Consider the following 21,172-nt stretch of genomic DNA (forward strand, 5'->3'; position numbering starts at 1 on the left):
TCCCCACGGGCGACATTTTCCCCAACTTCCCCGACGAATGCCACAGCCCCTCCCCGGCAGCACGCTGCCATGGCCCTTGTTGTTGGGGGTGTTCCCCCTCCCCCCCCCCCCAGCACAGTTCTCTCCCCCGTTGGAAATTGGACGCTGACTTCAAGGAACTCCCATGCACAGCCAGCTCGCTCCCGGCGTCAACCGGATCGCCACCAGCAAGCGTGACAACGCCTTCCTCATCGAGGGCGACGACGGCCTCACCCTCGTCGACGTCGGATGGTCCGGAGCCCCCGGCGTACTTCTCCACACGGTCGCCGACCTGGGCCGCAAGCCCTCCGACATCCGCCGCATCATCCTCACCCACGCCCACCCCGACCACGTACAAGGCGCTGCAGAACTCCGCCGCCACACCGGCGCACACATCCTCATCCACGACGCCGACCGCGCTTGGCTGGAATCCGGACGTGTCCCGGCCCAAGGACGGTCCGGCACCATCGGCCGCCTCATTGACCACCTGCCCAAACTCCACTGGACCCCCACCACCGCCGACGGCACCGTCTCCGACGGAGACATGGTGGAAGGCAGCGGCGGGCTACGCGTCATCCACACCCCCGGCCACTCACCCGGCCACATCGTGCTGATGCACGAACCGAGCCGGACCATCCTCATGGGAGACGCAGCCTTCAACCGCGGCAAACTCGCCATCGGCCCCGCCGCACTCGCCGCCGATCCCGAACTGCGACCCGGCAGCCTGGCCCGCATCCCCCAGGACCTCAAGGCAGTCGGCTTCGCCCACGGCGCCCCTCTGGCCGGCAGCGAAGTCCACACCTTCCAGCAATTCCTTCAGCAACTGCCCACGGGATCCTAGACGCCGGGGGCCGTCCGCAGCCGCTCACCGGACTCGAGCTCTGACCAGCATCGAGCTCGAGTCCTACGGCCTGTCTCTACGCGAGAGACACCCGTCCCAGACAGATCTTCGCATCAGAGCGTTCGCTTCCAAGTAACGGCCATGGATCGGCCGGTACCCCTCGGGCGCCTGCAACTCCAGCCTTGCGGCCACCTGCAAGCCGTATTCACCGCAGCCGTGCCTGGCCTCCTGGTCCACGTCCGCGAGCAGGACAGGACGCTCCTTGTCCAACCACCTCACAGCGCTGCGTAGGTCGGCGAACCTCTCCACCGCCACCGGACGCCAACTGCGCATCAACACATGGCCGTTGCGGAAGAGCGCCGTGTTTTCGAAGGTGGGTACGGACGTCAGAAATTCGTCAGCGTTCCGGCAGTGACCGCTGCTTACTCTCGCCGCGGACTGCATTCACAGGGACTTCACCGCGATTGCCACGAACCACGTGCCGGCGGGCGGCCATCGACACCCGAACCGGGTCTGGCCGGCCTGCTTCCCTCGCGCCACATGCAGTGCGGCACCTACACGACTTTTCACCTCGGGAACTGGACCATGAACATGATCACCGCTGCGGACGCCTTGACGCCCGCACGCCAGAGGGACCTGCTGCACACGCTGATCTCCGACCACGCGAAGGCGCTGCACGCCTATGTCGAGAAGTTGCTGAATGATCGCCACGCTGCGGAGGACATCGTCCAAGAAACCCTCATCCGCGCCTGGCATCACCTGGAGCGGCTCTACAGCACCGAGGGCTCGGTACGCGGCTGGCTGCTCACTGTGGCCCGCAACCTGGTTGTCGACCGGCTGCGCAGTGCCACCCACCGCCACGAAACCATCGGCGCCGAGGGACGCGACACGGCTCGGCACGATGATGCCGAAAGGGTGATCCTTCGGGCCGAGGTTACCGCCTTGCTACGGCAACTGCCCTACGAGCACCGTGAGGTGCTTATGCACATCTACCTGGGCGACAAGACCATTCAGGAGACGGCACGGCTACTCGGCATACCGGCAGGCACCGTCAAATCCCGTCAGCACTACGCGCTCAACAGCCTACGCGCGAAGGTGAAGACAGGCGCGGGCACCCGCGCACGGTAGGCCGAACGTCCAGCCCGGTCTTGCCCATACTGGTGTGCACAGCGGACGGTGGGCCGGGCCGTCCGCTTCGCCACGGGCATATGAGTCACGCCGGAACGGTCAGCTTCACGTCCAGCGCCGGGATGGCCACGTCGCCGTCGGCATCGGTGTACCAACGCCAGTGTGCGCCGCTCACCTCGCCGTACACGAGCCCCGTCCAGCCCGCACCGCCGGGTCCGCACAGCGCGGTCAACTCCGCGGCCTCCTGCCCGGTGGGGGTGCCCGCCACGACGACGAGGCCCATGACCGGACGCCGTGAGGCGGCTCCGCGCACGGTGCCGTGCACCGGCATGGATCCCGTGGCAGGCGGAAGTTCGTCTCGGCCGAGCTGTGTGAGGCCAGCAGGAAGGGTGGGAGGAGCGCCGTCCGCGCCGCGCAGTACGGTCACCGGTGTGTTCGGCCGGATGCGCGCGATCTCCGCCAGCACGTTCTGCACCACGTCGCGGGCCACGCCGTGGTCACCGGTCACGCTGAGGACACCGTCGAGTCGGCTGAGATCCACGAAAACGACCTCGCCCTCGGTGTCGGTGCCCACCCGCACCAGGCACGTGGCGGAGGTCGCCGCCGGCGATGCCGTGCCAACGTCCACCGGGCTGTTCAGCCAGCCGGCCTCGGCGGTGGTGCGTCGCCAGCGCGTGCTGTCGACGTTTCGCCAGGGAGCCTCCAGGGCGTCGGAGGCCGACAGCCACGCCGTCGCACCGGCGTTGTCGACACACAGTGCGTACACCGGGGTCTCTGGTCCGCGCCGTCCGGCCGCGAATTCGGCGACCGTGCCGTACGCCCGCCGGACCGAGTCTGCGTCGGTAGCGAACCGCCGTCCCATCGCACGGCGCAGCATGAGCCGGCGCCGCCGCCTGACCGGGGCACCCAGCCCACGGACCGCGCGCATCACGGCGCCGTACGCCCCTCGCACCTTGCGCCTGCCCACGATGCCGGCGGTGACCAGTGCGAGGACGACGGCAGCGAGCACGGCGACGGCTGCGGTCAGCGGAATGGTGAGCATGGTGGACCCGGCAGCTGTCGTGCGGTTGCCGCCGCTCGGCGCACTCGCCCCGCCGGGGCGGGAGGAAGGGGTGCCCTGGTTTCCGGTGTCCCGAGCCTGTCGTACGTCGGGCCCCGAGGCGTCCTCCGGCAACCGCAGAATCCAGCCCGGACGCAACTGGTCGTCAGGGCTGTTCAGCGTGCGGCCGTCCGGCTGGGCCAGACCGCGGTTGAGGTCGAGGATCTCCTTGGCTCGCGAAGCGTCGCCCAGTGTGCTGGCCGCGATGGACGCCAGGGTAGCGAGTTGTCCCCCGGTCTGTGCCGGTTCCTGGACGACGAACACTTTGATCAGGCCGTCATCGTCCGCCGCCGTCGCGGACGCGGCCACGCCCAGCGCCATGAGGCAGCCGATCAGGGCGACGGCGAGGGCACGCAGCGCGGTACGCGCACCGCGGTGGGCGTTGCCGATTCCCGGCCTCTGCGGGGGCGGGGCACCGATGCCGTTGCTCATGTTGTCCGTCCACGTCCTCTCGTGTGCCTTCCGGATGCACCCACTACACGGAGTCGCTCGGCCGAATCGTTCACAAGAGAATCTGAACCTTCGACAGCCCCGGTTCCGAGTACCTGGCGACCACATCTGAGAGACACCTCAGCGGTACCGGCGCCACCACCTCCAGGGTCCGAACAGGAGCCGGTGCGGCGCTGGAGAACGTACGGACCGACTCGCCGGAGTCCGGGGCGATCCGTGTGCGCCGGCGCCGCGGCCGTTGGAGGAGTACACGGTCGAACATCATGCTCGACGATCTGGAGCGGGACACGTATCCGGCGGGACGGAACGTTCACCACGCGCCGTCCTTTTTCCGGACGTTCACCGACTGCGTCGAACCTTTGCTGCCTCCTGTCTCGTGTTGCAGGCATGACATCCCTTCGCACCGGTCTGCTGTCCCGTGGCATCACCGCACGCCGCCCCGTCCACCGCACCGTAGTCGCGTCCGCTCTGGTCCTGTGCGGCGCGGCGGGCTTGTCTGCCTGCGGCAAGACCATTCAGATCGGCGACGCCAGTCCGAGTACGGCTTCCTCGACGCCCGCTGCGACACCCTCGCCGGCCGCGTCGCCGAGTGGGAACACCGGGAACAGCGCGCTGCAGGTGGTCGACACCTCGGCACAGGAGGCCGGCCTGACCGGTAATGGCGGCACCGTCGTCGGCACCGCGGTTCAGGAGGCGCCGCCTCGCTGGGTCCAGCTGTCGGCGGTGACGACGCCGACGCTCGACTCACCTCAACTGATCAACATCAACCAGGCGACGCTGTACCGCTTCGACGAGGACACCGCCCAGCCGTCGCAGTCGAACTGCAACGACGCCTGCGCCACGAAATGGCCGCCTGTGACCATCCAGAACAGCGGCAAGGTCTACTTGGCCGGGGTGAAGCACAACCAAGTCGGGGCCATCCGCCGCAAGGACGGCCAGATTCAGATCACGGTTGGCGGGTGGCCCGTGTACCGCTTCTCGGGCGACGCCAAGCCTGGCGACCTCAACGGCCAAGGCGTCGGGGGGACATGGTTCGCCATGGGCCCCACTGGCGAGAAGATCACGAAGTAGCGCGTCCTCGCGTCATTTCGGATGTCAAAAGTCACGGTTACGTCTCCAAGCGGTGCGTGGTGAACCCTGCCGTGGCCGGACTCCGTGTCAAGAGTGAAATCGCTTCGGAATCTCCGCAGCGAGCCATCATCCATCCCTCGGGGGTTTTCTCGATGTTCCGTGCACGTGCCATGTTTGCTTCCTGTGCCGCACTGGGTGTTCTACTGCTGTCGGCTTGTAGTCACGATGAAGGAAAGGGCGACTCCAGCCAGTCGGCGTCTTCCGCTGCCACCGGGTCTGGCCTTTCTTTCCGGTCCGGTACAGCGAGGCAGAACAACGTCGAACCCAATACCGGCGACTTCGCTGCTGATGCCGCACCCGCGGCCGCCACGAAGAAGCCGGTGGCCCGCAAGTGGGTGCAATTGTCGGCCGGCAAGGCGGGTGCACTGAATCCGGTGGTGATCAACGGGGCGGGATTCACGCTGTACCGGTTCGACAAGGACACCGCGAATCCATCGAAGTCAAACTGCTTCGATGCGTGCGCGACCACCTGGCCGCCTTACCTGGTCGCCAAGGGCGGGCGGGTCTTCGTGGACGGAGTGCCAAAGTCGTCGATCGGCTTCATCCCGCGGGACGGTGCCTTCCAGGTGACCATCGGCGGCTGGCCGGTCTACCTCTTCAGCAAGGACCTCAAGCCGGGTGACACCAACGGACAGGGCGTGGGCGGCACCTGGTTCGGAGTCACTCCCGACGGCCAGAAGGCAGGCAACATCGGCAGCGGTCAGACGGGGACTTCTGCGAGCCCGACGGCCCCTCCGGCGACCTCCGCCACCTTCTTCGACAGCCCGAATTTCGGTGACCCCTCCCAGGGCGTGGCCGGCCCGGGCTGTATGGCCGTCCGTTTCTCAGGGGCGCTGCAGATCAGCGGATTCGCCAAGATCTGGGACGGCGACAACTGCACCGGTAAGTCGGTGATCGTCGACAAGAACGTGGCCGACCTCTCCACCATCGGGCTCAACCAGGTCAAGTCCATCCGCTTCTTCAACTGACGCCTGACGCCCGACGGCTCACTCCAGGGCGAGCGGGACACGGCTGTCGTCCGTACTCCCGCCCTGGAGCATCCGTCCCCAGAGAGGTCCCCCCGATGCACTCGTCCCGTCAGTCGCCGTGGGTATGCGCCGGCCTCACGGTTCTGGTCATGCTCCTGGTGGCCAACTGCACCCAGGCTCAGCACAAGTTGCCTGCCTTCTCCAACCCAGTGGTCCCCGGCCTGTGGACACCGGACCGGATGGCAGAGGCGCAGAGTATCGACGACCCGGTGGCGAACAACTTGGGTGGGGATGCCGGAGTCTCGGACCCTGAGCCCAAAGAGGTACCCGCGGTGTCCGAGAAGACGCCGTACCGTGATAACGCGGCGGTCATCGGAAGGCTCTTCTTCGATACCCCTGACGGACCCCGTGTCTGCTCCGGATCAGCGGTCACGGATCCCGCCCGTCCCGGTGCGTCCAGTCTGGTGTGGACGGCGGGCCACTGTGTGCACGCAGGGGCCAACGGCACCTGGTTCCGCAACATAGTCTTCGTACCGTCGTACAACGACGAGGGACTGGAGGGTGCGGCAAGGGGCAACGCGAGCCAGCGGCAGGTCGCGCCGTTCGGCACATGGTGGGCGGACTATGCCGAAACATCGCCCCAGTGGATCGAGCAGGGCGGCCCGTCCGGAGGCCACGGCGCAGCGTTCGACTTCGCCGTACTGCACGTGCGCCCGCCGGACAGCGGCACAACTTCCCTGCAGGAGACGATCGGGCGGGCGGCGCCCGTGTGGTTCGACGCACCTTCGGCGACACGGATCCCGGCAATCAAGGCGTGGGGCTACCCGGCCGCGTCACCGTTCGACGGCGAACGGATGTTCTCCTGTCAGGACCGGCCGGGGCGGCTGTCGGTCAACGCCGACCAGCCCACGCTCTACCGGATCGGATGCACCATGACCGGCGGCTCCTCGGGCGGCGGCTGGTTCGCCGAGAACGCCGACGGCTCGCTCGCCCTGGTCAGTGACACCTCCATAGGCCCGGCCGACAACGCCTGGCTTGCGGGGCCACGCCTTGGAGCGGATGCAAAAAGGGTCTACGGCGTCATCAGCGACCGGTTCTCCTCCGGCGGGAAGTGAGATGTGCGCTGGACCCTCGGGCACGACCGGTTCGGCTCCCAGTAGGCGGCCAGCCTCCGCCGCCGTCGGCCAGGACGGCACCGTCCTCGACATCCTGCTGCACCGAGATGCAGCACCGCTTCGAAACCTGGAACGGGATCACCGGTGCCAACGCCATGCTCACCACGGCCTGCCCCGGCACCCCGCCACGGCCTGACACATCCTCAAGCAGTCCCCGCATCAAGAAGTTGACAACGCCTCGCTACCAGTCGTCCGTGGCGTGGGCCAAGCACGGCGGTACGACGGTCGAGGAGGCCAACAACGCGCCTGCCGGAACCGCTTGGCCGGCACGGTCTCCGACTACCGCGGCCCGCAGGTGCCGACGCGGCCGGTCCGCATCACCGCCTGGACAACTTCACCGTGCCGTACGACCGAGGCGGCTCCTACCCGATCACAACCGGGTGGGAGCCGCCTCGGCTGCTCGTAGACACCCAACAGCCTCGGGAACGGGCAATTGCGGGGGCTGTCACCGGTGGTCTCAAGCCGCCGGGGCTGTCCAGGATCTGCATGGAGGACCTGATGCTCCACAGCATCGCTCGCTCGGCAGAACCGACTCGGACCTGGACATGGACGTGGCGCTGCGTCGAGAGAGAGGGGAAGCAAGTGATGGACGCGATCACAAGCCTGACTGACGAAGAGCGCGCGGAGCTCTCGAGGAAGAACGCGGAGCAGAACAAGCGGTCGGAGAACAACCGCCGATGACCACGCCGCCGACGGACGAAGTGTGCGTCCGACACATTTTCCGCCGGTCAGCGACACCGCGAGCGGGATGCCTTGTGCGTCGGTGATGACGTGGTGTTTGCTGCCCAGGCGTCCGCGGTCGACCGGGCTGGGACCGCTTTTGGACCCCGCCGAGCGGCCCTGACGTGGGAGGAGTCGATCAGCGCCCGCGACCGGTCCAGCTTGTTCTTCGACCGCAGCTTCTTCAGCAGAACCGCATGCGCTAGGTCCCGAAACCCCACCTCGTTCCGCGCCGCAAGGCGCCGCCAGCATGTCATCCCCGGACCGAAGCCCAGCTCCTGCGGCAAGTACTCCCACTGGTTGCCCGCGTGTCTCTTCCCCACGACGAGTCCGCCGGTCGAGCCTGATTCGGGGTCCCCTTCGCCTGTCGCCAGACACGGGACCGACTCCTTCGTGGACGGATGCCGCAAGGTGGCGGGGAAAGGGCAGGGCCGGTGTGGAGTTGAACCACACCGGCCCAGGAGCCTCATGTCCGTTGCGGGTGGGGGCCGGTCGCAGGGGGTTCGCCGGCCCCCGGGGCCTCAGACGCCGCCGAAGAAGACGGACGAGATCTTGTTGTCGAAGTCGACGCCGGCGAGGTCGGTGGTGTCACCCTTGATCACGAGGCTCTCGCCGGTGCAGCCCTTGCCGGACCACACCTTCACCGGCTGGCCGGTCTGGATGGCGGAGGCGACGCCGGGCCGGAAGACGTCGACGCAGCCGCGGCCGGAGATGCCCTGGGACGGGTCTTCGGGGAAGGAGCCCGGCTCGTCGAAGAGGACGGCCTGCCCTTGGCGCGGCGTGGCCTGCGTGTCGGCGTTGTCGCCGCCGGCGTTCTGCTACTTGGCGTCCCCGGCTGCCTACCGGCCGAAGAGCTGGCCGCGCACGGCTCCGTCCGGGAATTCGGCGGTGTGCAGGTTGGCGTAGAAGGCAGAGGGGTGGTTCCGTATCTGCTTCACCACAGCCAGGTCCTGGTTCTGCGCGGTGCCCGAGATCGCGAAGATGCCGTTGGGCACGGCAGTGGCGAACAGCGGCACCTTGACGTCGCCGTTCTTGCCGAAGACGCCCTGGTGAATGTGGCCCAGGGTCGGAGCGGGAATGTTCACCCAGGCCATCGAGTAGTCGATGGCCTGGCCGTGCGGGTGCACGAAGGTGATGGCGTGTCCGTCAGGATCGCCGACCTTCTTGCCCGGGGCGGGAACCTCCTGGGAGCCATCCATGAGGGCGAGCTGTGAGCTGCCGTTGATGATGTTCAGCGGGTTCACCTGGTACTTGACCGGCTTGAGCTGCCCGCGGACCGCGCCGCCGGGGAACTCCTTGCTGTGCAGGTTGAGGTAGAAACCGGCCGGATTCGTGCGCAGCTGCTTGGCGAGTGCCGCGTCGTTGACGCTGACCTGGCCGGCAGCCGCGTCCACGGTGGCGGGCATCGCGGTGGTGAACAGTGGGACCTTGACGTCGCCGTTCTTGCCGAAGACGCCCTGGTGGATGTGGCCCAGAGTCGGAGCACCGAGACCCCGCCACTTCAGGGCGAAGGTGACCCGGTCACCCTTCACCTGCACGACGGCCTGGGCAGAACCGTCGGGATCGCCCACGGCCGGACCGCCGGCCACCGGAACCTCCTGGGCGCCGGTGAGCGTGGCAGTGAACGAGGCTGACGGCCCGTGTACGGGGGTCTTGACGGTGTCGCCGGACGTCTGAGCCATGTTCATGCCGCCATGACTGTCGTGACCACCCTGCGCGAGGGCGGGTGAGGCAGCGCCGACACCGAGCGTCACGACAGCGGTAGCGAGGGCAAGGATGATCTTGCGCACGTTTTCCAGCCTTCCGTATGAGTTGGCCCCTTCGGGGGCGTTGCAACCTGAACAACGCAGCCGGGGTCTGAACGGGTCAGTGAGGAACAAAAAAATCTTCGCCGCACTGTGAACCCCGCGCGGCTTCGGACACGTTGCCACGGATGACAACAGCCGCCCTGTGGAGCGCCTTTACGGGTTTTCGTCAGGTTCCGTGGGCCGGCGGCCGGATCTCTCTAAGGAATTCCAGATCATGCGTACTCGTAGCGTCATGTTCGCTACCGGAGCCGTTTCCGCTGCTCTGCTCACTCTCTCCGCCTGCGGCGGCAACGCATCGGAGAAGAAGAACGACGCCGAAAACAAGGCGGCGACTCCCGTCTCGGTGCGAGTCGCCGATTCGGAGTACGGGCGCATCCTTGTCGACCGGTCGGGCCGCACCCTCTACGCCTTCACCAAGGACAAGGCAGGCGTGAGCAATTGCGGGGCCTCCTGCATCGCGGTCTGGCCGGCCCTGACCTCTTCGTCCGCCGTGAGGCCGGGCGCCGGCGCACAGGAGTCACTCCTGGCCAAGACACAGCGCACCACGGGTGTGTCGCAGGTGATGTACAACAAGTGGCCGCTGTACTACTACGCCGGTGACGCGGTCGCCGGTGACGCCAACGGCCAGGGCATCGACGGACAGTGGTTCGTCGTCTCGGCGGACGGAAAACTGCTGAAGAAGCAGGCTTCCTGACAGCCGTCCCCTTCTTCACGCACATGACAGCATGTCAGCGGGCGGGTGTCCGGCCGAGGACACCGTTCGCGCATGAGGCGGTCGTCTCATGGTGATCGCGCGACCGCGGGACGATGCCGTCGTTCGCTGTGCAGGGACACGAGCGTGAGGCGACGGAGCGTCACTACGTCCACCCGTTCCATGCGAGGTCCCGGTTCACACGGTCTGCCGGAGACGACCGCCGGGCATTGCGCCAGCGGCTTTCAACACTTTGGCCGCCGCCGCGGCATCGGAATGGTAGGCGCGTGGGGGCTGCCCGGCTCCGGTTCGACCGCTACGGGCTCCACATTGAGGATTGTCGGCTGCCGCGCGGCGAGCAGGCCCGCACCGGGCACGCCGAGCGGACACGTGACGACTGTCCGGACGCCCCATCTTGACTGCGGCGGCTGCCGGCGGTTGAGACCCTGCGCACGGCCTGGGCCCAGCAGTTCTGGGTGGATGACGGCCGGGTACAGCTGCGGGAGCCGAAGGGCCGGGCCACAACAGTGGCCGCAACGACAGCGATCCGCACCTTGGTCAAGCGCGGCGAGCCCATCACCTTCCGGGCCGTCCAGCGCGACGCCCGCTCTCGCAGCCGTACCTCTCATGACCGCCCGGCCTGCGTGGTCGCATCGAACGCATGTGGCCTCAAGCGCGTCCGGTCCCCGCACCGGCGCCAAGCAGACCACCCTCGCCCCCGTGCCGGCCAGCCGGAATCACCTGCCTGATGAAGCAGCACCGAGAAGAGACACCGGCTGAACAACGACTGAATCATCCACAACGGAAGCCCGGAGAGGCAGACTTCAGCCGCCCTCAGTGGGGCACGGTTCATGACGCCACCGACACTCTGTGATCTGTCTCGCAGTGCACCATTGAACGCCCGGCCTCCCGGTCTCCGTGTGACGTGTGTCAGTCGATGGAGATGGAGGGGCCGGATGGCGTTCTTACGGTCTCGTGCCCAAGGGGCTACGAGTCACGAGGCTCTGATTCATGTCCTGTACGCCGAGCACGGCAAGGCCCTGCTGGCGTATGCGACCCGGTTGACCGGAGACCGTATGGCTGCCGAGGACGTGGTCCAGGAAACACTGATCCGAGCTTGGCGGCATCCGGAGGTCATCGCCGATCCCCAGGGGTCGCTGCGTGGCTGGCTGTTCACGGTGACCCGCAACATCGTCACCGACCGGTTCCGCGCCAAGGCGGCGCGGCCGAACGAGGTCGCCGAGACGGAGTCGACGGTCGTGGCCCAGCCGGACCATGCCGACATGGTCGTCACCTCGGTGGTGCTCATGGACGCACTCGAGCAGCTCACCCCCGAGCACCGTGCCGTCCTGGTCGAGGTCTACTACCGCGGACGCACCGCATCCGAAGCGGCCGGCCTGCTGGGAATCCCGGAGGGTACGGTTAAATCACGGACTCACCACGCCCTCAAGGCACTGCGCAAGCTGTATACCAGAACATCCGGCAACGAGGTCGAGACCGGGGAGGCGGTGGCGTGACCACGAACCACTTGGACAGCGAACGACTGGGCGCATATGTGCTGGGCACCCTCGCCGCGGCGGAGAACACGGAGGTCGAGGAACACAACGCCCGGTGTGAGGAGTGCCGGACAGAGGTGGCGGAGTTACGGGAGATCGAGGCGGTTCTGGGCGAGGTGCCGCCGGAGGCCTTTCTGGTGGGACCGCCCAAGGGTGGGGAGCTGATGCTCCGGCGCACGCTGCGGCAGGCCCGCGACGAACAGGCCACAACCCGACGACGGCGGCTGCTCACGGCCGGACTGGGGGCGGTGGTGTCCGCCGCGATCCTGTTCCTCGGGGGCTATGCGGCGGCCGGCCATGACTCATCCTCCGTCGTGGCCCGTCCCCCGGTTGCGTCGGCCACACCCACACAACCGGGAGCCGACGTCAAGGTCGCCTCGGCCGCCGACGCGCACACCGGGGCGAGGATGACGGTGCGGGTCACTCCGGCGGCCGGCTGGGTACGGCTGAACGCCACAGTCGGCGGAGTGCCGGCTGGTGAACACTGCCGTCTGGTGGTCGTCGCGAAGGGAGGCGAACACCAGAACGCGGGCAGTTGGGTGACGTCCTCAAGCGCCGAAGGGACGAAGAGCGGGGGTACCGACCTCAACGGGTCCGCCTCCATAGCGCCGGAGAATCTCAAGTCCGTCATCGTGGAGGATGAACAAGGCAAACAGTATATTTCCGTCAAATTCTGACGAGACGTCACGGCCGATCAGCCGGGCCACGGCGGTGGCGCAGCCATGCCCGTGCTCCGGGCCGGGGTCTGCCACTCGCATCGTGACCCGCACGTCCTGCCGAGGAAGGGCCACATTCAGTGCGGGGCGCTCTGGGCTGGGTCAGAGACGGGTGGCAACGATGGCCTCCGTCCGCACGAGCTCGTCGAATGTGCCATCGCTGCCGTCCGGGTCGTCCTGGAGCCCGACCTCTCGGGGGCGTTCGCGGGTAAAGGACGGGAGCGCACCGCGCTCTCGGCCGCGCCCTCCACCGCTGAGCAACTCGGATCCGTGAAGTCCGGGACGCCGGGACCGGCACCGAGGCCCGGAACTTCACCGAGGCATGGAGTCAGGCCTGCCCGGTCCTGGTCTTCAACGCTTTCGAGAACCACTGGCCCACCCAGGCGTGTCAGTACACGCTGCCGGAAGGCCGCCACGTCCAAGTCCGCGCCCTGCGCTCGCAGCTGCGGCCGTTCGTCAGGTCCTCGCCGGCCAGTGGCGCGGACGGGAGGCCGTGCGTCCGGCCGAGCAAGTCCTCCACGCCCTCGAGGCACTGCTCGCTGTCGAGATCCGCTCCTGCGAGCCTGCGCTCACCATCGGACTTGCTCGCCACCTCAACGCCGCCTGGCTGACCCTGCTCTTGCAGGAGACGCCGGCCACTCCATCCGTAGGAGACCGCGCCGTCGTCCTCCTGGCCGCGGGCCGACCTGGTCGACCTCGCCGAACTTGGCCCTTTGAGCTCAGGGGTTGAGCTCCAGGATCCAGGTCTGTGTGCCGTGGACAAGGGTGTCGCCGTCGAGACGGCGGGTGGGGAAGGTTACCGACCACGAGCGAATGCGGACCGGAGGGGCAGGGGATGCTGCCCCTGCCCCTCCGCTCTCGACACGGTCAGTTCCTCACCGCTGGACCACTCAGGCTCTGTCGGAAGTCGTCCTGCGGCGTACCGCGACCACGGCGCCTGCGCCGAGGACGGCGGCAGCAGCCACAGTCCACGGGAGCCACGACGCCATGCCCGACCCTTCATCCTGGGTAGCCGCCGCTGGCGTGGGAGCGGCGACGCCAGTCGGCGTCGGCTGCGCGGCCGCTTCCTGCGGGGCTTGCTCAGCCTTGGCTGCAGCGGCATCCAGGACGAGTACGGGTGCAGGGAAGTCCGGCTCCTTGGTGCCGTTCTGCCGCTCGTTCCAGTTCACCACCGACCCGTCCGAGTACGTCTGGGCCACGTCGAAGGCGATACTCGCCTCCTTCGGGAGCGGCCCCACCCGTACGTCGAAGTAACGGTGTTCGTCGGGCTTGAGCTCGTGGCCCGCCGTGGCTGTCCACATGATCTGGGTCGCCCTGCCCTCAGGAGACGGCACCTCCTTGCGTGTCCAGCCCGAGGCCGGTGGCACATCGGTGGGTGTGACCCTCTTGGGAAGGGTGACGTCGACGCGGACTGTTGTGGCGTCCGCTTTCTCGGAGGGGACCCTGAACCGGAGTGTGGCCGGGCTGCCCTCCTTGGCGCCATCGGAAAATACCCGCACGTGTGCCGAGGCGGGCCCAGCGAGAAGGAGGAGTGCTCCCGCGGCCGTTCCCAGTACTGCCGCCGCCCGGTGTGCGCGCCGGCTGGAGCGAATGCGAGGTGCGCCTGTCATGGTGGCATGAGGCCTTTCAGCAGCAGTCGCAGAACAGGAGGTCGGCAGCCTCGACGGCACTGCCGGAGCCCGGGTGCATGGAGGCGACCGCGGAGGACATCCGAGCCAGCGTCTGTGCGGTGGCCTTGCCCTCGGAGGCAAGGGAGATGCTCACACCGGTGAAGTCGGCGAAGGCCAGGACCTGGGGGGCGTTGCCCGAGGGGTCCGTGGTGAAGGTCAGCAGGGGGGTCTTACTGCCGTCCTTCTGGACAGCGTACGCCTGGTAGGTGGTGGTCGGCTGAAGGTTGCGGGCCTGGAGTTGGATCATGTCGAGTCCGCTGACCGGCCGGACCGTGGCTTCCAGTTGTCGGCCCTTGTCACCGGGGCGCATGGTCTCGCCTGCCGTTCCGTCGGGCAGGGTGGTGGACACGTTGCGGGGTGCGTTGCCAAGGCCCTGGCGTCCGAGGTTGGCGGCGGATCCGGTGGGCGCTGCGTTGGGCACGTACACCAGGGCCTGGGGCTCCTGGCCGACGCCGACCGTGTCGATGACTTTGTTGGTGGCGGTGTCGATGACATCGACGGCGTCGGACTTCTCCATACCCACGTACAGGCGGGTGCCGTCTCCGCTGGGCCAGATACCGTGCGGTGCGTGGCCGGTGTCGTGGATGCGGGTCACGAGCTCGGGTGTGCCGCTGGGGTTGCGGCGATAGACGAGGGTCTGGTCGAGGCCGCCTACGGTCAAGTAGGCGAACGAACCTTTCGTTGTATGGGCGAAGTTGGGGTGGTTGGTGTCCGGTCCGGTTTTCAGTACGGCCGTGACCTTGCGGTGCTTGAGGTCGATGACGCTGGTCAGGCCGGCGCGCTTGTGCGGGGCCCACAGTTCCGTGCCGTCGGGCGAGATCGCCTCGTCGGAGGAGAAGATGTCGCCGAGGCCCTTGATGGTGTAGAGGACCTTGTGGGTGCGCACGTCGACCGCGGTGATCTCGGGCGCGCTGGTGTGGTTGATGTAGGCGGTCCTGCCGTCGGGGCTGATGACGACCTTGGAGGGTCCGGTGCCCACCTTGACGTTCGTGAGCACACCGCCGTGCACCGCGTCGACGACGGTGACGGTGTCCCTGCCGCGGTCGGCGACCCAGAACTGCTTGCCGTCTGCGGTGAAGGTGCCTTCGTGCGAGGCACGGCCGACGTCGGTCTCGTTGATCACCTTGTTGGTGGCGGTGTCGATGATGTCCACGGTGTTGCTCGTGACGCTCACTACGCCGAGGCGCTTGTTGTCACGGGAGAAGGCGAGACCGTGCACGCCGACGTTCTTGGTGTACTGCGGGCTGAGGGCGGCGCCGAGACGCTGGGCACCGAGGGCGATCGTGCCGAGCGTCTTGTTCGTGGACGGGTCGATGACCGTGACCGTGTTGGATGTCTGGTCGGCGGTGTATACGCGGTCACGGCCCGATATCGGCACGGACGCCGACGCGTAGTCACCTGCGATGGTCTTCACTCCACTGTGCCGACCGGTGGCCGGGGGCGACGGTTCGGCCTGGGCGACGCTCACTGCTCCGAGGGCCGTGCCACCAATGCCGGTCAGTACCGCGGCGGCACCGGCAGCCCTGCTGATCGAAATCACTAACAAACCTCCACATAAGGGGCACCTGCGAGGTGCGCTGAGAAAGGGGCAGGCACGCAACCGGCCCTGATTCGGGGTGGTCGGGGACGGGGCAGGACGGCGCCCCGTGTCAGAAACTGCGATGCGGTCCCACTGGGGACTGGGCGACGAAGCGCCCGTCCGCGTCCTGGACGTACAGCGTGGTGATGGTGTCCTTGCTCATCGCGGTGGTCAGGCGGATGCGCATGGGGGCATCGCCCTGCCCGCTCGCCCGCACGCTGCCGGCCTGCACCCGGTAGCCGCGGGCATTGCCTGTCATGAGCCGGTAGGTGCTGCCGTCCCGTAGCCCGGACAGCGACACAGGGATCTCGGTGCCCCAGGTGTGCGAGATCATCTCACCGTCCTGTGCGACATGGACCGAGGCGACGGATGTGTGGGTGTCGTTGCCGGAGGTCGCCACGACGGTCACGACGGCGGCGGACGCCGCAAGCGCCAAGGACGCGATTCCGGCCGCGACTCGGCGGCGGATGCGCCCCCTCGGGTGCGACGGGGCAACGGCGGATGCCCGGTTGACGTCGGGGAGGGCGGAGGGGACACGGAGGTAGTCCGTACGCTCGAAGGTCCGCACCACCCGGCGCACTCCTGCTGCTTCCTCTGAGCATTCCGCGCACGACGCCACGTGGCGGGCGATGGGAGTGGGTAGCGGCTTGCCCAGCAGCAGGAGTTCGGTGACCTCCTCGCGGATCGCGATGCAGAAGTCGTTCATGGTGCCAGCCATCCGTTCTCGTCGAGAATGCCACGCAGCTTACGAATGCCGTGGTACAGACGACTGCGGGCGCTGGAGGCCGGGATGCCCAACTCGTCGGCGAAGTCGGCGCAGGTTCTGCCCAGGAAGTACACTTCGATGATCACTTCTCGGTGCTCGGGGCATAGACGGTCCAGCGCTTCACGCAGCTCTATGCGCGCAAGCAACTGGTCATACGGATCAATACCCGCAGCCGCCTTGTCCCGCCCCGCCTCCTCCGCATGGGCCACGACCGGCCGGATTTCCCGGCGTCGGTGTGCGTCCACAATCACGTTGCGGGCGATGGTGTACAACCAGGTCCGCAGGCTGCCCCGCCTGCTGTCGAAGGAATCCGAGGCGCGCCAGGCCCGCAGGAATACCTCCTGCACGACCTCTTCCGCCAGATGGGGGTCACCAAGCGCGTTACGGGCGAAGCCCAGTAGTTCGCCGCCGTACTCGCGATAGGCAGACCGCACCCCGTCTTCGCTGCCCAACGACGCGTCTTCGGCCTTCTTCCGTCGTACGCGCCACATCCGGACGCCCACTACGAGCGCCTGTCGTTCCCGGCCTGCCACGCGTTCACCCGGCATCCTCCGATCTCACCATGCGTGATTGCGCGAGGGGATACGCGGGCAAGGGTGGCAGTGTTGATGGCAGATGATGCGACCTAGATCACATCATGCAGGTGGCGTCGAGCGGCGGCTGTGCGACCTGATTCGCACGCGGAAGTGACGACATGCCCAGGAAGACCCTCAGATGAGTTGCTGGCAGCGGGCCTTCCATGGGAACAGCACTGGATCTGACTCCGGTGGACACCCGGGCCCGCAACGCCGGTCCGCCGATCGCCGTGGGCAGCGGACCGGACAGCATGGCCGCCACCGCGGGCCATCTGTTCGTGGCGAACAACAACAGCAACGACGTGACCGTGGTGGACCTCACCACAGGCCGAGCGACTTCGGGTCCGCCCGGACGGCCGCGAACTGTGGGTGGACAACCAGGTCGACGGCACGGTGAGCGTGGTGGACCTGGCCGGCCGCAAGGTGACCCACACCATCGCGGTGGGCGCTGCCCCGTTCCGATGGAGCTGTCAGGCCCCGGGTGCAGAGCCAGCAGTCGGAACAGTCTCGCGGTCTCCGGAGTGAGGGCGTTTTCCGGAACGCTGACGGATTGCTGAGGTCGAGGAGTTCTGCAGGGCCGGACAGGTCGGACGGGTCGGACGGCGCCCCGCGGGCGCGCCGTCGTCAGGCCCTCAGAGCGTTCACCTGCATGCCGGACGCGGCCGCGCCCTTCATCCTGTCGCGGACACCCGCGGCGTCCGGATGGCCGATCTCGTCGAGGATGGCGAGTGCCTGCCGCCAGGCGAACGCGGCCTGCACACGGTGATCTGCCGCATGGTGGGAGTCGCCGATGTGCACCAGAGTGTCGGCCTCGAGGTAGCGGTCGCGGATCGCCCGGTACAGCTCGAGGGCAGGCTCGTAGCAGGCGAGCGCCTGGTCGTGAGCGCGCAGATGGTGATGGGCGTAGCCGAGGCTGTCCCACGCGGCGGCCTCGCCGTTGCGGTCACCGATCTGCCGGTGCAGCGCGAGGGCCTGACCACACTCGTCCAGCGCCTTCGTGTACTCCCCCATCAGGATGTACGTCCAGCCGACCTCGTTGAAGACACTCGCCTCCTCGCTGCGGCGCCCCACCGTGCGGTAGAGGCCGCTCGCCCGCCGATAGTGGTCGAGTGCCTCGTCGTGCCGACGCCGCAGATTGGCCAGGAAGGCGAAATAGCGGTGCACCCGGCCCTGACCGGCCGGGTCACCGATCTCGCCGAACAACTTCAACGCGCGCGAGAGGTGTTCGCCTGCCTCCGTCCAATTGCCCAGTCGGCCGTTGGCGAAACCCAGTGCGCGGTGCGCGTATGCCTGGCCGCGTAGGTCGCCCAGGCACCGGGCCGCCGTCATCGCCGCCGTCTGCACGACGGCTTGTTCCTGCCAGCGGCCGCTGCGGTCCAGATACCGTTCGAGGATCGCGGCGAGCTGCCAGCTGTGCTCGCCGATTCCGTGCCGGGTGCCCTGCTCAATCGCGGCCACCAGGACGGGGCGGTTGACGTCCAGCCAGGCCGCCGCCTGCGCCTGATCGGCGAACCGCGGCACGGTCACCTCAGCCGCGTGGGGCTTCGGCTCGCAGTGTTCCCGGCTCGGCGCAAGGATCCGCTCGGCGGCATGCGTGCTGTGCAGATAGTGGTCGAGCATCCGCCGCCGGGCGGGGCCGGGCTCGTCCGACGCGTCCTGCGCCTGGCCGAGCTCTGCGGCGTAGGTGCGCAGCAGTTCGTGACAACTGAACCGGCCGGGCACGGCTTCGAAGATCAAATGGGCACGCGCCAACTCGGCCAGCAGCGGGCGTATCCGGCCGGGCCGCTGACCCGCCAGGCTTGCCATGGCCGCGAGCGAGTAGTCTGCGCCCGGATGGAGGGCCTGCAACCGGAATATGCGCGCGGCCTCCGGCGACAGGAGGTTGTACGACCAGGAGAATGCGGTTCTGGCGTCCGTAACAGGGCCCTCTCCGAAGAAGGCATCGAGGCTGCCTCGGCTCTCCCGTAGTTCGGCCGCGACGGACGCCAGCGTGAATGCCGGATTGATGCTGGCACGTGCGCTGACGATGGCCAGGGCCAGGGGCAGGTTCCCGCAGGCCGAAACGATCTCCGCGGCCGCAGAGGGCTCACGCGTGACACGGTCGGCGCCCAGCCTCCGGCGCAGGAACGCCAACGCCTCCGCTTCGCTCAGCAGGTCCAGCGTGACGGAGTGCGCGCCCTCGCCGGCCACCAGTCCGCAGAGCTGGTTGCGGCTGGTGACGATCACCAGACAGCCAGAGGCTCCGGGCAGCAGGGGACGGACGTGTTCAGTGTCGTGCGCGTTGTCCAGGAGGATCAGCATCCGCCGGTCGGATAGCAGACTGCGGTACAGCGCGGCCTGCGCCTCGAGCCCGGCGGGGAGGCGATGGGAGGGGACACCGAAGGCATCGAGAAAGGACCGCATCGCCTCGGCGGCGCTCATGACCGAGTCGCTGGGATGGAATCCGCGGAGATTGACGTAGAGCTGCCCGTCGGGGAAATGTTCGGCGACCTGGTGGGCCCAGTGCACGGCCAGGGTGGTCTTGCCCACCCCGGCCATGCCCCCGATCGCGCTGATCACCACCGAAGACGCCACTCCCCCGGCCGTTGGCAACAGCGCTCGGAGAGCCTCCAATTCCTTGCAGCGGCCGATGAAGACCGAAAGGTCGGCGGGGAGTTGCGCGGGGCGTACGGTCGCGGTGTCGTCCGGCTGGGCCGCGCAGGCCGGAGCCACGGTGATGCCGTCCGAGCGGTGGGGGTCGTCGGGTCCCGCTCCACAGGTCGGTGTCGGATTCCCCAGGGGCACGGTCTGAGACAGCACCTCCTGCTGAGCGGCCTGCAATTCGGCGCCCGGGTCCACACCCAGTTCCCCCGCGAGACGGGCGCGTGTGTTCTGGTAGACGTCGAGGGCCTCCGCCTGGTGGCCCGTGGCCGCGAGTACCAGGATCAGTCGGGCCTGCAGCATCTCGTCCAGCGGGTGCTGGGCGGCGGCCTGTCTGAGCGTGACCAGCACCCGCGCGCCGAGACCAGGTCCCGCCTCCAGCGCCTGATCCGCCGCCTCCTTGACGGCGGCCAGATACTCGCCGTCCACGGCGACGAATACCGGATGGGACCTGACCTCGGGGGCGATTCCGGACGCCGTGGGCCCTCGCCACAGGGCCAGGGCCTCGATCAGCAACTCCGTGGCCTCGGCCGTTCCCCCGTGCCTCGCCGCCTCCTCCGCCTGCTGACGCAGGTTCCGAAAGCGCAGCAGGTCGAGGCAGTCGGGGCCCACTTCCAGGCGGTAGCCGCCCGAGCCGCGCACCAGCCACCGCGAAACGCCCCTCGCCGGGAGGCCCGGTTCGAGCAGGCGGCGCAGCGACCCGATGTGCCGCTGTACCACATTGACGGCGCTGTCCGGCGGGTCCTGCCCCCACAGAGCATCGACGATGTCGTGTACGGCGACCGGATGCCCCGCCCGGGTCAAGAGCAGGGCAAGGAGCGCTCGTTGCTTGGGCGGCCCGAGCTCGAGCTCCGTGTCACCGCGCCATGCTCTGACCGGCCCCAGCACGGCGAAACGCATACGCACAAAACACTCCGTACCGACAGCACAACCTTCCCCAGGCGTGCCCCGAGCCCACGCGTCGGGCGACAGCAGACGGGCATATGTTCTCAGGGGACCTTACGGTGCGGGACTCGAGCCGGTTCAGACCGTCCGGACCCCAGAGTCTCAAGCTGTCCAGGTTCGGGGGGAACTTCAGTCGGCTCCCCGCTGTCCTTCGCATGCGACGAAGTGACGGACTCCAGCTCAAACCTCAAGCCGGTGGTCTGGGCGGCGGCGCGGAAGCAGCGGAGCAGGAGGGCGCGGACGGAGTACGGAGCATTGCAGCGTCTTTCGTGCGCACTCTCGGAATCCTCGAAGTAGAGGTTCTGGATGTCGAGTTGACCGGTGTGGGCGGCCCACCGCGTTGTAGGTGGAGTCGTACGGCGTGAACACCTGCCATGCGGCGTAGACCCAGGGAAGCGCAGACCAGAAGCCCGATACCCAACCCTGAAGCCGACCCGCCTGCTTCAGCAGCCGGCCCACCGTCGGCGCCGTGCCGGCTGAGCAGAACGACGAATGGACCGAAGCCCGCCGCTACATGGGACTCGACCTCCTGGCCAAGGCTCGCCTCCACCCGATCGAGTCACAGGCCGACAACATCGACCTGTCCACTCTGCGTCAGGCGCTGCGCATATGCCGGGCGGTGCCGTCCGCAAGCGCTCATGACCGCCTCGTACGGCCGCCTCACCCGCGCGGCCCACCACCGCGGCCGCGGTCTGC

General features: G+C 68.0%; 18 protein-coding genes and 3 pseudogenes. 11 read left to right on the forward strand and 10 right to left on the reverse strand.

Annotated features, from left to right (window positions below; translation table 11 throughout):
• Positions 1–163: 163 nt before the first annotated feature.
• Positions 164–859 (forward strand): MBL fold metallo-hydrolase, encoded by a 696-nt coding sequence (locus AC07DS_RS45475; RefSeq protein ID WP_479154599.1) that lies wholly within the window; start codon positions 164–166, stop codon positions 857–859.
• 585 nt (positions 860–1,444) lie between these two features.
• On the forward strand, positions 1,445–1,987 hold the full coding sequence (locus tag AC07DS_RS45480) for a sigma-70 family RNA polymerase sigma factor (protein WP_479154600.1): 543 nt from the start codon (positions 1,445–1,447) through the stop codon (positions 1,985–1,987).
• 85 nt (positions 1,988–2,072) lie between these two features.
• Here AC07DS_RS45480 and AC07DS_RS45485 read toward each other — a convergent pair whose 3' ends face one another.
• Positions 2,073–3,518 (reverse strand): hypothetical protein, encoded by a 1,446-nt coding sequence (locus AC07DS_RS45485; RefSeq protein WP_479154601.1) that lies wholly within the window; start codon positions 3,516–3,518, stop codon positions 2,073–2,075.
• A gap of 405 nt (positions 3,519–3,923) precedes the next feature.
• On the opposite strand from AC07DS_RS45485, the gene AC07DS_RS45490 reads away from it, so the two are divergent.
• The 4 genes from AC07DS_RS45490 (at position 3,924) to AC07DS_RS45505 (ending at position 7,491) form a co-directional block, all read left to right on the forward strand.
• Positions 3,924–4,607, forward strand: a complete 684-nt coding sequence (locus AC07DS_RS45490) for a hypothetical protein (RefSeq protein WP_479154602.1) — start codon at positions 3,924–3,926, stop codon at positions 4,605–4,607.
• A 71-nt stretch (positions 4,608–4,678) separates the two neighbouring features.
• Positions 4,679–5,635: a hypothetical protein gene (locus AC07DS_RS45495; protein WP_479154603.1), complete on the forward strand. Its 957-nt coding sequence runs from the start codon at positions 4,679–4,681 to the stop codon at positions 5,633–5,635.
• 485 nt (positions 5,636–6,120) lie between these two features.
• Complete coding sequence (locus AC07DS_RS45500) at positions 6,121–6,750, forward strand: trypsin-like serine peptidase (protein WP_479154604.1); 630 nt, start codon at positions 6,121–6,123, stop codon at positions 6,748–6,750.
• A 399-nt stretch (positions 6,751–7,149) separates the two neighbouring features.
• Positions 7,150–7,491, forward strand: coding sequence for a hypothetical protein (locus AC07DS_RS45505; RefSeq protein ID WP_479154620.1), 342 nt, complete (start codon positions 7,150–7,152; stop codon positions 7,489–7,491).
• Between the two features lie 39 nt (positions 7,492–7,530).
• Here AC07DS_RS45505 and AC07DS_RS45510 read toward each other — a convergent pair.
• The 3 genes and pseudogenes from AC07DS_RS45510 to AC07DS_RS45520 form a co-directional block, all read right to left on the reverse strand.
• A pseudogene (locus AC07DS_RS45510) lies at positions 7,531–7,841 on the reverse strand (transposase family protein); the annotation flags it as partial.
• 210 nt (positions 7,842–8,051) lie between these two features.
• The gene (locus AC07DS_RS45515) at positions 8,052–8,174 is read right to left on the reverse strand and encodes a hypothetical protein (protein WP_479154605.1); all 123 of its coding nucleotides are present in this window, start codon (positions 8,172–8,174) and stop codon (positions 8,052–8,054) included.
• A gap of 195 nt (positions 8,175–8,369) precedes the next feature.
• Positions 8,370–9,320 (reverse strand): CHRD domain-containing protein, encoded by a 951-nt coding sequence (locus tag AC07DS_RS45520; RefSeq protein WP_479154606.1) that lies wholly within the window; start codon positions 9,318–9,320, stop codon positions 8,370–8,372.
• Positions 9,321–9,552: 232 nt separating this feature from the next.
• Between AC07DS_RS45520 and AC07DS_RS45525 the strand changes: the two genes are divergently transcribed.
• From AC07DS_RS45525 to AC07DS_RS45535, 3 genes are all read left to right on the forward strand, one after another.
• On the forward strand, positions 9,553–10,032 hold the full coding sequence (locus AC07DS_RS45525; RefSeq protein ID WP_479154607.1) for a COG4315 family predicted lipoprotein: 480 nt from the start codon (positions 9,553–9,555) through the stop codon (positions 10,030–10,032).
• A 953-nt stretch (positions 10,033–10,985) separates the two neighbouring features.
• Positions 10,986–11,546, forward strand: a complete 561-nt coding sequence (locus AC07DS_RS45530) for a sigma-70 family RNA polymerase sigma factor (protein ID WP_479154608.1) — start codon at positions 10,986–10,988, stop codon at positions 11,544–11,546.
• On the forward strand, positions 11,543–12,262 hold the full coding sequence (locus tag AC07DS_RS45535; RefSeq protein WP_479154609.1) for a zf-HC2 domain-containing protein: 720 nt from the start codon (positions 11,543–11,545) through the stop codon (positions 12,260–12,262). Before AC07DS_RS45530 ends, AC07DS_RS45535 begins: the two co-directional genes overlap by 4 nt.
• Before the next feature lie 427 nt (positions 12,263–12,689).
• On the opposite strand, the gene AC07DS_RS45540 is transcribed toward AC07DS_RS45535, so the two are convergent.
• From AC07DS_RS45540 to AC07DS_RS45560, 5 genes are all read right to left on the reverse strand, one after another.
• On the reverse strand, positions 12,690–12,893 hold the full coding sequence (locus AC07DS_RS45540; RefSeq protein WP_479154610.1) for a hypothetical protein: 204 nt from the start codon (positions 12,891–12,893) through the stop codon (positions 12,690–12,692).
• Positions 12,894–13,191: 298 nt separating this feature from the next.
• On the reverse strand, positions 13,192–13,911 hold the full coding sequence (locus AC07DS_RS45545; RefSeq protein ID WP_479154611.1) for a DUF1775 domain-containing protein: 720 nt from the start codon (positions 13,909–13,911) through the stop codon (positions 13,192–13,194).
• A 16-nt stretch (positions 13,912–13,927) separates the two neighbouring features.
• Positions 13,928–15,511: a beta-propeller fold lactonase family protein gene (locus tag AC07DS_RS45550; protein ID WP_479154612.1), complete on the reverse strand. Its 1,584-nt coding sequence runs from the start codon at positions 15,509–15,511 to the stop codon at positions 13,928–13,930.
• A gap of 109 nt (positions 15,512–15,620) precedes the next feature.
• Complete coding sequence (locus AC07DS_RS45555; protein ID WP_479154613.1) at positions 15,621–16,268, reverse strand: hypothetical protein; 648 nt, start codon at positions 16,266–16,268, stop codon at positions 15,621–15,623.
• A complete protein-coding gene (locus AC07DS_RS45560) occupies positions 16,253–16,864 on the reverse strand; it encodes a sigma-70 family RNA polymerase sigma factor (protein WP_479154614.1) in 612 nt (203 codons plus the stop codon). The genes AC07DS_RS45555 and AC07DS_RS45560 overlap by 16 nt, the downstream gene beginning before the upstream one ends.
• A gap of 387 nt (positions 16,865–17,251) precedes the next feature.
• On the opposite strand from AC07DS_RS45560, the pseudogene AC07DS_RS45565 reads away from it, so the two are divergent.
• Positions 17,252–17,416: pseudogene (locus AC07DS_RS45565) on the forward strand (hypothetical protein); the annotation flags it as partial.
• Between the two features lie 99 nt (positions 17,417–17,515).
• On the opposite strand, the gene AC07DS_RS45570 reads toward AC07DS_RS45565, so the two are convergent.
• Positions 17,516–20,431, reverse strand: coding sequence for an AfsR/SARP family transcriptional regulator (locus AC07DS_RS45570; RefSeq protein WP_479154619.1), 2,916 nt, complete (start codon positions 20,429–20,431; stop codon positions 17,516–17,518).
• Positions 20,432–20,936: 505 nt separating this feature from the next.
• On the opposite strand from AC07DS_RS45570, the pseudogene AC07DS_RS45575 reads away from it, so the two are divergent.
• A pseudogene (locus tag AC07DS_RS45575) lies at positions 20,937–21,065 on the forward strand (IS256 family transposase); the annotation flags it as partial.
• Between the last annotated feature and the right edge of the window lie 107 nt (positions 21,066–21,172).

The sequence above is a fragment of the Streptomyces sp. NPDC044064 genome, assembly GCF_056434245.1.